Annotated in this window: 9 protein-coding genes; 8 read left to right on the top strand and 1 reads right to left on the bottom strand. The window is 71.4% G+C overall.

Annotation, left to right across the window (positions count from 1 at the left end; all coding sequences use genetic code 11):
• Window positions 1–78: 78 nt before the first annotated feature.
• The gene (sucC, locus tag GLX25_RS08180; protein ID WP_166548610.1) at window positions 79–1,245 is read left to right on the top strand and encodes an ADP-forming succinate--CoA ligase subunit beta; all 1,167 of its coding nucleotides are present in this window, start codon (window positions 79–81) and stop codon (window positions 1,243–1,245) included.
• A gap of 24 nt (window positions 1,246–1,269) precedes the next feature.
• Entirely contained in the window at window positions 1,270–2,178 is a 909-nt protein-coding gene (sucD, locus tag GLX25_RS08185; RefSeq protein ID WP_155842025.1) for a succinate--CoA ligase subunit alpha, read from the top strand.
• Between the two features lie 117 nt (window positions 2,179–2,295).
• On the opposite strand, the gene GLX25_RS08190 is transcribed toward sucD, so the two are convergent.
• Complete coding sequence (locus GLX25_RS08190; protein ID WP_205719849.1) at window positions 2,296–4,143, bottom strand: hemagglutinin; 1,848 nt, start codon at window positions 4,141–4,143, stop codon at window positions 2,296–2,298.
• A gap of 362 nt (window positions 4,144–4,505) precedes the next feature.
• On the opposite strand from GLX25_RS08190, the gene GLX25_RS08195 reads away from it, so the two are divergent.
• The 6 genes from GLX25_RS08195 (at window position 4,506) to purH (ending at window position 12,033) form a co-directional block, all read left to right on the top strand.
• Complete coding sequence (locus GLX25_RS08195; protein WP_155842027.1) at window positions 4,506–5,009, top strand: hypothetical protein; 504 nt, start codon at window positions 4,506–4,508, stop codon at window positions 5,007–5,009.
• A 102-nt stretch (window positions 5,010–5,111) separates the two neighbouring features.
• Window positions 5,112–6,512, top strand: a complete 1,401-nt coding sequence (locus tag GLX25_RS08200) for a hypothetical protein (RefSeq protein ID WP_155842029.1) — start codon at window positions 5,112–5,114, stop codon at window positions 6,510–6,512.
• A 104-nt stretch (window positions 6,513–6,616) separates the two neighbouring features.
• On the top strand, window positions 6,617–7,957 hold the full coding sequence (locus GLX25_RS08205; RefSeq protein WP_155842031.1) for a cell division protein PerM: 1,341 nt from the start codon (window positions 6,617–6,619) through the stop codon (window positions 7,955–7,957).
• 133 nt (window positions 7,958–8,090) lie between these two features.
• Window positions 8,091–9,686, top strand: a complete 1,596-nt coding sequence (locus tag GLX25_RS08210; RefSeq protein ID WP_155842033.1) for an APC family permease — start codon at window positions 8,091–8,093, stop codon at window positions 9,684–9,686.
• Window positions 9,687–9,832: 146 nt separating this feature from the next.
• Window positions 9,833–10,426, top strand: a complete 594-nt coding sequence (gene purN, locus GLX25_RS08215; protein ID WP_166548611.1) for a phosphoribosylglycinamide formyltransferase — start codon at window positions 9,833–9,835, stop codon at window positions 10,424–10,426.
• Window positions 10,423–12,033 (top strand): bifunctional phosphoribosylaminoimidazolecarboxamide formyltransferase/IMP cyclohydrolase, encoded by a 1,611-nt coding sequence (purH, locus tag GLX25_RS08220; RefSeq protein WP_155842037.1) that lies wholly within the window; start codon window positions 10,423–10,425, stop codon window positions 12,031–12,033. Before purN ends, purH begins: the two co-directional genes overlap by 4 nt.
• The last annotated feature ends 100 nt before the right edge of the window (window positions 12,034–12,133 follow it).

Below are 12,133 nucleotides of genomic sequence, written 5' to 3' on the forward strand. Positions count from 1 at the left end.
ACGTCGAGACTCTCACAGCCGGGCCTCTCACCCACCCATCCCTGCGCGCAATCCGCGCGGAACGATAGGAAGCAGAGCGTGGATCTTTACGAGTACCAGGCCAGAGACCTCTTCGAGAAGTACGGAGTGCCGGTGCTCCCGGGCATCGTCGCCGACACCCCCGAAGACGTGCGCGCCGCAGCCGAGAAGCTCGGCGGCGTCGTCGTCGTCAAGGCCCAGGTGAAGACCGGCGGCCGCGGCAAGGCGGGCGGCGTCAAGGTCGCCAAGAACGCCGATGAGGCGGAGGAGGCCGCGAAGGCGATCCTCGGCCTCGACATCAAGGGCCACGTCGTCAAGCGCGTCATGGTCGCCGGCGGCGCGCGCATCGCGCAGGAGTTCTACTTCTCGGTGCTGCTCGACCGCGCCAACCGCTCCTACCTCTCGCTCACGAGCGTCGAGGGCGGCATGGAGATCGAGCAGCTCGCCGTCGAGAAGCCCGAGGCGCTCGCCCGCATCGAGGTCGACCCCGGCACCGGCATCAGCCCCGAGAAGGCCCGTGAGATCGCGGTCGCCGCGAACTTCCCGGCCGAGCTCGTCGACAAGGTCGCCGACGTCTTCGTCAAGCTCTACGACGTCTACACGGGTGAGGATGCGACGCTCGTCGAGGTCAACCCGCTCATCCTGTCGGAGGAGGGCGACGTCATCGCCCTCGACGGCAAGGTCACGCTCGACGAGAACGCCGAGTTCCGCCACGCCGGCCACGCCCTCCTCGAGGACAAGGCCGCGGCCGACCCGCTCGAGGCCAAGGCCAAGCAGCTCGACCTCAACTACGTCAAGCTCGACGGCGAGGTCGGCATCATCGGCAACGGCGCGGGGCTCGTCATGTCGACGCTCGACGTCGTCGCGTACGCCGGCGAGAACCACGGCGGCGTGAAGCCCGCGAACTTCCTCGACATCGGCGGCGGCGCGTCGGCCGAGGTCATGGCCAACGGCCTCTCGATCATCCTCGGCGACCCGCAGGTCAAGGCCGTGTTCGTGAACGTCTTCGGCGGCATCACCGCGTGCGACCAGGTCGCCAAGGGCATCGTCGGCGCGCTCGCCGAGCTCGGCCACGAGGCGAACAAGCCGCTCGTCGTGCGCCTCGACGGCAACAACGTGGCCGAGGGCCGTCGCATCCTCGAGGAGGCGGCGCACCCGCTCGTCACCCTCGCCGACAACATGGACCAGGGCGCCGACAAGGCCGCCGAGCTGGCGAACGCCGCGTAAGCGCAGAAGGACAGGATCACTGCAATGACGATCTTCCTGAACAAGGACAACAAGGTCATCGTCCAGGGCATCACCGGCGGCGAGGGCTCGAAGCACACCGCGCGCATGCTCGCGGCGGGCACGCAGGTCGTGGGCGGCGTGAACGCCCGCAAGGCCGGCACGACCGTGCTCCACACGGACAAGGACGGCAACGACGTCGAGCTGCCCGTCTTCGCGTCGGTCACCGAGGCCATCGAGGCGACCGGGGCGGATGTCTCGATCGCGTTCGTGCCGCCGGCCTTCACCAAGGACGCCGTCATCGAGGCCATCGACGCCGAGATCCCGCTCCTCGTCATCATCACCGAGGGCGTGCCCGTGCAGGACTCGGCCGAGTTCTGGGCCTACGCCAAGGAGCAGGGCGAGAAGACCCGCATCATCGGCCCGAACTGCCCCGGCATCATCAGCCCCGGCGAGTCGCTCGTCGGCATCACCCCGGCGAACATCACCGGCAAGGGCCCGATCGGCCTCGTCTCGAAGTCGGGCACGCTCACGTACCAGATGATGTACGAGCTGCGCGACCTCGGCTTCTCGACCGCGATCGGCATCGGCGGCGACCCGATCATCGGCACGACGCACATCGACGCGCTCGCCGCGTTCGAGGCCGACCCCGAGACGAAGGCGATCGTCATGATCGGCGAGATCGGCGGCGACGCCGAGGAGCGCGCGGCCGACTTCATCAAGGCGAACGTGACCAAGCCGGTCGTCGGCTACGTCGCGGGCTTCACCGCGCCCGAGGGCAAGACCATGGGCCACGCGGGCGCCATTGTGTCCGGCTCGGCCGGCACCGCGCAGGCGAAGAAGGAGGCCCTCGAGGCCGCGGGCGTCAAGGTCGGCAAGACGCCGTCCGAGACCGCCCGCCTGCTGCGCGAGGTCTACGAGGCGCTCGGCGCGTAAGGCAGCGGATGCCGCGGCCGGGCGCTCGACGCCCGGTCGCGTTCCACGGGAAGGGGCCCCGCCGGCGATGCCGGCGGGGCCCCTCGCTCGATCCCGAGCGGGATCACGCTCCTCTCATCAGTCGTCGCTGCTGACGGTGCCTCCGTTCGTGATGGTCAGCTCGGAGGTCTCGTGGCAGGTTTCGCCGATGTCCTCCTGAGCAGCGTTGTCGCTGTCGTAGCTCACCTTCCACGAGAAGGAGCCCGACGCCTCGACCGCCGTCGTGTTGGACGTCGACACCTCCTGCGGCGAAGCGCCGCTCACGGCCTGCGACGTGCTGTAGATGGCCGCATCACCCGAGACCTCGGAGCAGTCGGCGTTGTCGTACAGGTCGAAGTACACCGTGCCCGAGAGGTCTCCGCCGGCGCTGGCCGAGACCGTCACCGAGTCGTTCGGCACCCAGTTCTGCTCGCTGAACAGCGATGACGGCACGGAACTGACCGTGACGTCCTCGTCCGGGTCGTCGCACTCGGCGTTGTGCGTGACGTCGTTGTTGTTCGGCGAGTCCGCGTTGTCGTACATCGCGACCCAGTGGTAGTCACCGGCAGCGGTGGCGACGAACTGCGGGTCGGGCGTGTCGTACGTGCCGTTCCCGTCGACCGGCGTGTCCGCCGGATCCGTCTCGTACGCGACCGTGGAGCAGTCATCCGGTCCGTAGAGGGTGAACTTGATCGTCCCTCCTGCTGCCGGGCCGGCGGTGCCGTCCAGGTTGATGACCGGATTCGCCGGCTCCGTGGCGAGCCCACTCAGGTCGGCCGAGTCCGTCAGCTCGCCGCCGACGAAGACGTCGTCGCCCGCGGTTGTCGCGAGGCTCGGTGTCACGGGGTTCACGACGAAGCACTCGGTTGCGGTCGAGTCGCTCGACCCCGGGATGCCGTTCGCCGAGTCGCCGCTGAACACCGCGCGCCAGCAGTACCGTCCCGCAGAGGTCACGTAGGCGGTCGGCGACGTCACGGTCGCCGGATACGCCGCACCGCCGAGGTTCGTCGAACCGACGCTCGTGCCACCCGTCGTGCAGAGTCCGGGCGCATCCACCTTGCACAGGTGGAACGCGACGGAGCCCGCCGGTGCGGCGGTGCCGCCGGTGATGTCCACCACGGCGGAGTCCTTGACCGCGACGACGCCCGTACCGATCGAGAGCCCACCGCCCGGGATGTCGGCACCCGCGCCGGTCTTCGGCGTGGTGACCGTCGTCGACGTGCAGTTGCTGATCGGCGGTGTCGTCGCGAGGATCGTGTCCTTGTAGTCCGCGGTGTCCGAGTTGCCCGTCACCGTGCTCGGAATCGTGTTGGCGAAGGCGAGGCACTTGGTCTGACCGCCGAAGATGGTGTCGGTCAGGTTGACGGCCGCCTCCCCCCTGAACCCGTCCGGGCTGTACGCCGCCTGGGACACCGTCGCGTTGAGCTGCATCGGCGCACCCAGGGTCAGGTTCGGCTTCGTGCCGCTCCAGATGCGGAGGTAGAGGTCGAGGCTGTTGCCCTGCTGGTCCCAGAGGATCATGAAGTCGCCGGCGTCGCGGTTGGCCCACGGGTTGCAGTTCGCGATGAGTTGCGCTTCGCTCGCCGTCTCGTAGGCGCACGCCTCGGGCGCCTTCTCCTTCATGAACTCGTAGGCGATGAAGCCGCTGCCGGTGTTCTTGTCGCGCTCCCACGCGAAGTAGAGCCAGTCCTTCCCCGACTCCTGCGCGACCTGGAGCCAGGCTCGCCGCAGGTCGACCTGGGCGTTCGGGTTGGTGAGCCCGAGCGTGGGCAGGGGGTCGTTGTGGATGACGCCGATCTTCGTCGAGCTTCCGTTCTCAGGTCCGAGTTCCTTGATGTTCCCGAACGGGTCGTTGATCTCGGCGGGGCCCGGGGCCGGGCTGGTATCGGGCACGACGCCGTTGATGTCGAACGGACCATCCGCCGCGAGTGCCGGACTCGCGACCATGACCATCGCGATCGTGAGACAGCCCGCCGCGCCTGCAGCGAGCACGCGCCGAAGCGGCCTTCTCGGCCGCTCGCGCGTTCGGGTTCCGGGTGTGTGGGGCATCATCGCCTCCGGTGTCGCAGCTTCGTCCGGTCCGGGCGGGCCGGACGGTCCTCTGCGGGGCGACGAGGCGGGTGAGATCGGGTTTCCGTCGGCGCGTCGGGCGAGGTGGGTAGAGCTTCGCCAGGCGTGCATCGCGCCGTAGGGGAGTTTCAATGCCAGTCGGCACGTTACTCGCGTCGCTGCGAGCCCGCATCCGTTAATGAGGAATACTCATACCCCAGATCGGGGGACGCAGCCGCCCCACGTGGCAGCATGGTGTCATGACCCAGCAGAGTCCCGCCGAGGTCCTCCGCACGAGCTTCGTCACCGAGGAGTCGGTCTACGGCGTGATCCTCGTCTCGGGCATGATCGTCGTCGCGGGCGGGCACGGCGAGAGCTCGTGGATCGTGTTCTGGACCGTCGTCCTCACGGTCCTCGTGTTCTGGGCCGCCCACGTCTACGCCGGCACGGTCGCGCACCACGGCTTCGACGACCACCGCATGGTGAGCCTCGGCGAGGCGTTCCGCGGAGCGCTCCGGCGGTCGTTCGGCATGCTCGTCGCGGCGCTCATCCCGTCGTCGATCCTGCTGTTCGGCGCCGCGCGCGTCGTGCCCGACCTCCTCGCCATCTGGACGGCGCTCTGGGTCGGCGTCATCGTCCTCGCCGTGCTGGGGTTCATCGCGTTCCGTCGACGGGGGTCGAGCCTGCTCGTCCAGGTCGCCGGCGCGCTCGGCACGGCCACGTTCGGCATCGCCATGATCCTGCTGAAGGCCATCATCCACTGACGACGGATGCCGCGGCACGGCGTGTCACGGGACCATCGTCTTCCCCCGGCCCCCGGTGGTCGATATCGTCGGCAGCGTGGCCGACCGGGGGAGTGGTGCGCGATGACCGATTCGACGAGTTCCGACGACGACCTGCGCGCGCGGATCGCCGAGCTCGAGGCCGAGAACGCCCGGCTGCGGGCGGACGCCGCCGAGACGCGCGACCTGTCGGCCGACGTCGCGGCCGCGGCATCCGCCTCGCCCGAGCGCCCGAAGCGCCGCCGCGGCCGGACCGTCGCCGCGGTCGTGCTGGTGGTGGTGGGCCTGCTGCTCGCGCCCGTCGCGGTGATCAGCGCGTGGGCGCGCGCCGAGCTCGTCGACACCGACCGGTTCGTGGCGACGTTCGGCCCGCTCGCCGACGACCCCGACGTGCAGGCGTTCCTCGCCGACGAGGTGACCACGGCGATCGAGCAGCAGGTCGACATCCCGCAGCTCACCTCCGACCTGTTCGACGGCATCCGCACGCTCGACCTGCCGCCGAGGGCCGAGGACGCGCTGTCGTTGCTCGAAGTCCCGGCCGCGCAGGGCCTCAGCGCCCTGCTGTCGTCCACCATCGACGGCTTCATCGCCTCCGAGGCGTTCGCGAACGTCTGGGACGCCGCGCTCCGGGCGAGCCACACCCAGTTCGTGGCCGCCCTGCAGGGCGACCCCGAGGCGATGCTCCAGATCGGCGGCGACGGCACGCTGTCCGTCCAGCTCGGGCCGATCATCGAGGCCGTGAAGGATCGCCTGAGCGAACAGGGCGTCGGCTTCGCGGCCGCGATCCCCGTGATCGAGGGCAGCGTGCAGATCGCCCAGGCCGACTCCCTCGTGCTCGTGCAGACCGTCTACGCGCTCGCCGTGGGCGTCGGTACCTGGCTGCCGCTGATCACGCTCCTGATCCTCGCCGCCGGCGTCGTCGTCGCGAAGCGACGCAGCGTCGCGCTCGCCTGGACGGCGGGCGGGTTCGCGCTCGTCATGCTCCTGACCCTCGCCGGCTTCGGCACCGGGCGGATCTTCTTCGTCGGCACGGTGAGTCCGACGATCATGACGAGGGGCGCCGCGGAGGCCATCTTCGGCGGACTCACCGAGCTCATGGTGTCGACGATCACGGCGCTCACGGTGCTCTCGATCGCCCTCGCGATCATCGCCTGGCTGTCCGGGCCGTGGTCCGCCGCGCGGCGGGTGCGCGGGTTCTCGGACGACACGTTCGGCGCGGTGCGGAAGAGCGCCGCGGATCACGGCATGACGACGGGTCGGTTCGGCGCCGGGCTGCACCGCTGGCGGGTCGCGGCGTACACGGTGATCGCGGTGATCGCCTCGCTCGTGCTCTGGTTCACGCGCCCGCTCACGGTGTCGGCCGTGGCCTGGACCGTGGTGATCGCGCTGGTGGCCGTGCTCCTCGTCGAGCTGCTGCGGCGCCCCGAAACGGTCGAGCCCGAACCCGAGGCGGAGCTCGAGTCCGAACCGCTCGCGAGTCCGTGACACCGCCGGTTCCCGCCGGCTGACGCGCGGGCGCGGCATCCGCTCGCCCGGACCGGGCACGTCGTGCGGGGCGCCGGGCCGTGCCCGCGTTAGGCTCGCGTGCGATGAGACGCACGACGATCGCCCTGCTGGCCGCGCTCGAAGCCACGGTCGCGGTGCTCGTCGGCCTCGGCTTCGCGCTCGTGCCGCTGATGCTGCTCTGGGCGGTCCACTTCGGCCTGGCCGCCCCGGTCGACGCGTTCTTCCGTGCCGCGGCCGACGCGTGGCTCATCGGCCACGGCGTCGACGTCGTCGTGCACCTCGATGCGGCGACGGCGGCGACCGTCGGCGTGGCCGGCGCGGATGCGCCGTTCACGATCGGCATCGCCCTGCTCGGGTTCGCGCTGGTCACGTTCGTCTTCGGCCTGCGCATCGGCCGCCGTGCGACCGCCACCGGCACGCCGATCGTGGGTGCGGTGTCGGCGGTGCTCGTGACCGGACTGCTCGGCGCCGCGCTCGCGGTGCTGGCGTCGGCGCCGGTCGCCGAACCCGTCGTGTGGCAGGCGGCGGTGCTGCCAGGGCTCGTCATGGGCGGCGGCGTGCTCGCGGGCGTGATGGTCGCCTTCGGTCGATCCGGTTGGGCGACGGATGCCGCGACGAGCGCCGTGCGCGACCGGCTCGACACGCTCCCGTTCGTCGCCTGGGCCGGCATCCGCTCGGCGATCCGGATCGGCGTGGGGTCCGCGGTCGGGGTGGTCGGCGTGGCCGCAGCGCTCCTCGCGGTGCGCATCGTCATCGACCATCCGACGATCATCGGCCTCTCCCAGGCGCTCGGCGCGGGCGTCGACGGCGGCATCGCGATCACGCTGATCGAGCTCGCGCTCCTGCCGAACCTCGTCGTCTGGGCCGCGTCGTGGATGCTCGGACCCGGCTTCGCGCTCGGCGCGGGCACGATCGTGTCGCCGAGCGTGACCCTCATCGGGCCGGTCCCGGGGCTGCCGATCCTCGGCGCGCTCCCGGCCGAGGGGGCGCCGCTCGGCGTGCTCTGGCTCGCGCTGCCCGTGCTCCTCGGCTTCGGCGGGGCGGTGCTGGTGGGCCGCGGCAAGCGCGAGCGCGACCGCGAGCCGTGGTGGGCGACGCTCTCGGTCGGCGCCGGCGCCGGCGTCGTCGCCGGCCTGGTCCTCGGCGCGCTCGCGTGGGGGGCCGGCGGGGCGGTCGGACCGGGCAACCTGGCCGAGGTCGGACCCGACCCCCTCCTGGTCGGCGGCGTGGCCGCCGCGAGCGTCGGCGTCGGGGCGATCGCGGGGGCGTTCGCCGCTCGCGCGCGATCCCGGCAGGGCGACGACGACGAGGCGCCGCGGCGCGACGACCGATGGTCGGAGCCCGCGGACGACGGGCGCGACTCGTCCGACGACGTCGAGACGGTCGAGCTCGAGGGCCTGACGCGTGGGAGCCGCGGCCGCTGAGGCGATTTCGGCGCCATCCGGCACCGTGTTATCCTCGCGGACAACAAGCCCCCGGATCCCCTGACGCGCTGCGGCGCGCCCCGGCGGCTGCGCACCACCGCGCCACCCCGCACCGCACTCGATGAGGAGTCACATGACCGAGACCGCTGCCCGACCGCGGCCCGCCTCCGCCCCCGACCCGGCCACGGCACCCGGCGCCTCCGGCGGACACGACGGCAAGGGCCTCGCCACCGGAACCCTCGGCCTCTGGGGCTCGACGGTCATCGGCCTCGCCTCCACCGCGCCCGTCTACTCGCTCGCCGCGACGCTCGGCTGGGTCGTGCTCGCGGTCGGGGCGCAGGCGCCCATCGCGTTCATCATCGCGTTCGCCCCGATGCTCCTCATCGCCTTCGCCTACCGCGAGCTCAACCGCGAGATCCCGGACTGCGGCACCACGTTCACGTGGGGCACCAGGGCGTTCGGCCCGTGGATCGGCTGGATGGGCGGCTGGGGCGTCGCGGTCGCCGGCGTCGTCGTGCTCGCCAACCTCGCGCAGATCGGCGGCATCTACTTCTGGCTGCTCATCGACGAGTCGCTCGCCGAGGACCCGGTCGTCGTGACCGTGACCGGCGTCGTCTTCATCGCCGCGATGACCTGGATCAGCTGGCGCGGGCTCGAGATCGGCGAGCGCCTGCAGAACGTGCTGCTCGCCATCCAGTACGTCGCGCTCGCCGCGTTCGTCGTGCTCGTCATCGTGCAGTTCGCCACCGGCACCGCGCCGGCCACCGCCACCCTGCCGAGCCTCGAGTGGTTCAACCCGTTCGGCTTCGAGGACTTCTCGGGCTTCGTCGAGGCGATCCTGCTCGCCCTCTTCATCTACTGGGGCTGGGACACCTGCCTCGCCCTCAACGAGGAGACGAAGGACCCGAAGCGCACGCCCGGCCGTGCCGCCGTGCTCACGACCGCGATCCTGCTCGTCACCTACGTCGGCGTCACCGTAGCCGCGATGGCGTACGCGGGCCTCGGCAGCGAGGGCTTCGGGCTCGGCAACGAGGCCAACGCCGACGACGTGTTCTTCGCACTGAAGGACGCGGTCTTCGGGCCGTGGTCGTGGCTGCTCGTCGTCGCCGTGATGATCTCGGCGGTGTCGTCGACCCAGACGACGATCCTGCCCACCGCGCGCGGCACCCTCGCGATGGCGGTCTACCGCGCGCTCCCCGAGAAGTTCGCGAGCGTGCACCCGCGGTTCAGGACTCCGGCGTTCTCGACGCTGCTCATGGGCGCCGTCGCGATCCTCTTCTTCGTCGGGATGTCGCTCATCAGCGACAACCTCATGCAGGACACGATCCTCTCGCTCGGCCTCGCGATCGCGTTCTACTACGCGATCACCGGGTTCGCGTGCGTCTGGTACTTCCGGAGGACGCTGCGCGACAGCGCCCGCAACCTGTGGTTCCGCGGCATCCTGCCCTTCATCGGCGCGCTGCTGCTCTCGGCGGCGTTCGTGTTCTCGGTCGTCGACATGCTCGACCCCGACTACGGGTACACCGTGCTCTTCGGCGTCGGCGGGGTCTTCGTGGTGGGGGTCGGGTCGCTCGCGCTCGGCGTCGTGCTCATGCTCGTGTGGGCCGCGTTCCCGGCTTCGCGGCCGTTCTTCCGCGGCGAGTCCCTGAACGAGGAGACCGAGGTCCTCGTGCCCGACGAGGACGAGCTCGTCATCGCCGAGGCGGAGCGTCAGGTCGCGGGCCGGTAGTCCCGGTCCGGCACGGCGAGCGGATGCCGCGGCGCGAGCCCGCGGCATCCGCTCGCGTCGTCCCGGGCACGGGTGCCGGTCGACTGCGCAGCTGCGCGGGAGGGCCCGTGTCATCCGCTCACCTGCGCGACGGGTACCCTCGTAGGGTGCTGAAGCTCGTCGTGCTGATCTCGGGCACGGGATCGAACCTCCGCGCGCTCCTGGAGGCGTCGGAGGACGCCGAGTTCCCCGCGAGGGTCGTCGCCATCGGCGCCGACCGCGACTGCGAGGGGCTGGCGCTCGGCGAGGAGTTCGGGATCCCGGCCTTCACCGTCCCCTTCACCGCCTACGACTCGCGAGACGAGTGGGGCGAGGCGCTCATCGAGCAGGTCCGCGCGTGGGGCGCCGACCTCGTGATCCTGTCGGGGCTCATGCGCCTCGTGCCGCCCGCCGTCGTCGACGCGTTCAGCCCGAACCTCATCAACACGCACCCCGCGTACCTGCCGGAGTTCCCCGGCGCGCACGGCGTGCGCGACGCGCTCGCCGCGGGCGCCACCGAGACCGGTGCGAGCCTCATCGTCGTCGACAACTCCGTCGACGGCGGCCCGATCATCGCGCAGGAGCGCGTGCCGGTGCTGCCCGACGACACCGAGTCGACGCTCCACGACCGCATCAAGCCCGTCGAGCGGCGCCTGCTCATCCGGGCCGTCCTCGACATCGCCAACTCGCACCTCGACCTGAAGGAGCTCGCTGCCTCATGAGCGGAGCACGCATCGACCCGGGCCTCTACCGCGAGCGGGACCTCGTGTCCGTCAAGCGGGCGCTCATCGCCGTGAGCGACAAGACCGGGCTCGTGGAACTCGCCTCGGCGCTCGTCGATGCCGGCGTCGAGATCGTCTCGACGGGCGGCACGTCGAAGGCGATCGCCGACGCGGGCCTCCCCGTGACGCAGGTCGCCGACGTCACCGGCTACCCCGAGCACCTCGACGGTCGCGTGCGCACGCTGCACCCCGCCGTGCACTCGGGCCTCCTCGCCGACCTGCGGCTCGAGCACCACGAGCGCGAACTCGCGCAGCTCGCGATCGCGCCGTACGAGCTCGTCGTCGTGAACCTCTACCCCTTCGTCGAGACCGTCGCCTCGGGCGCCGAGGCCGACGAGATCGTCGAGCAGATCGACATCGGCGGGCCCGCGATGGTGCGCGCCTCGGCGAAGAACCACGCCAACGTCGCCGTCGTCGTCTCGCCCGACCGCTACGGCGAGGTCGTCTCCGCCGTGCGCGACGGCGGCACCACGCTCGCGCAGCGCCGCGACCTCGCGCGCGAGGCGTTCCGCCACACGGCGACCTACGACATCGCCGTGGCCTCGTGGATCGGCAGCGTCGTCGCGCCCGACCAGGCGGTCGAGGAGTCGCCGTTCCCCGCGTGGGTCGGCGCGGCCTGGACCAAGGACGCCGACCTCCGCTACGGCGAGAACGCGCACCAGAAGGCCGCGCGCTACTCGGCCGTCGGCGGCCGCCCGGGCATCGCCCAGGCGCGGCAGCTGCACGGCAAGGAGATGTCGTACAACAACTACGTCGACGCGGATGCCGCGGTGCGGGCCGCGTACGACTTCGACGCGCCGGCCGTGGCGATCATCAAGCACGCCAACCCGTGCGGCATCGCCGTTGCGGCATCCGGTGCGGCCGACCCGATCGCCGACGCCCACCGTCGAGCGCACGAGTGCGACCCCGTCTCCGCCTTCGGCGGCGTCATCGCGGCCAACCGCACGGTCACGCGCGAGATGGCCGAGACCGTCTCGGGCATCTTCACCGAGGTGCTCGTGGCGCCGGGCTTCGAGCCCGAGGCGGTCGAGGTCCTCACGCAGAAGAAGAACCTCCGCCTGCTCGAGCTGCCCGCGGGCTTCTCGCCGCCGGTCACCGAGATCCGCCAGGTCTCCGGCGGGCTGCTGCTGCAGCAGGCCGACCGGTCGTTCGCGCCCGCCGCCGACTGGACGCTCGCCGCCGGCGACCCGGCCGACGAGGCGACGCTCGCCGACCTCGAGTTCGCGTGGCGCGCATGCCGGGCGGTCAAGTCGAACGCGATCCTGCTCGCCTCCGGCGGCGCCTCGGTGGGCGTCGGCATGGGCCAGGTCAACCGCGTCGACTCGTGCAAGCTGGCCGTCGAGCGTGCGGGCGACCGTGCGGCCGGGTCGGTCGCGGCATCCGATGCGTTCTTCCCCTTCGCCGACGGCCTGCAGATCCTGCTCGACGCGGGCGTGACCGCGGTTGTGCAGCCCGGCGGATCGGTGCGCGACGAGGAGGTCGTCGCCGCCGCGAAGGCCGCCGGCGTGACCATGTACTTCACGGGCGAGCGGCACTTCTTCCACTGACGCCGGGGCGGCGCCGCGGGGTGCCTCCGCGGCGGTACGCTTGAGGTGAGGGCGCCCACGAAGCGCCCGCACAGCCGCGCCCACAAGGCGATGAAGTCAA

The organism is Agromyces luteolus, from assembly GCF_009729855.1.
Taxonomy (GTDB): Bacteria; Actinomycetota; Actinomycetes; order Actinomycetales; family Microbacteriaceae; genus Agromyces; species Agromyces luteolus.

Bases quoted from the DNA above. Each gene is read 5' to 3' on its own strand.
- sucD (WP_155842025.1), top strand. From the start codon at position 1,270: ATGACGATCTTCCTGAACAAGGACAACAAGGTCATCGTCCAGGGCATC.
- GLX25_RS08190 (WP_205719849.1), bottom strand. From the start codon at position 4,143: ATGGTCGCGAGTCCGGCACTCGCGGCGGATGGTCCGTTCGACATCAAC.
- GLX25_RS08195 (WP_155842027.1), top strand. From the start codon at position 4,506: ATGACCCAGCAGAGTCCCGCCGAGGTCCTCCGCACGAGCTTCGTCACC.
- GLX25_RS08200 (WP_155842029.1), top strand. From the start codon at position 5,112: ATGACCGATTCGACGAGTTCCGACGACGACCTGCGCGCGCGGATCGCC.
- GLX25_RS08205 (WP_155842031.1), top strand. From the start codon at position 6,617: ATGAGACGCACGACGATCGCCCTGCTGGCCGCGCTCGAAGCCACGGTC.
- GLX25_RS08210 (WP_155842033.1), top strand. From the start codon at position 8,091: ATGACCGAGACCGCTGCCCGACCGCGGCCCGCCTCCGCCCCCGACCCG.
- purH (WP_155842037.1), top strand. From the start codon at position 10,423: ATGAGCGGAGCACGCATCGACCCGGGCCTCTACCGCGAGCGGGACCTC.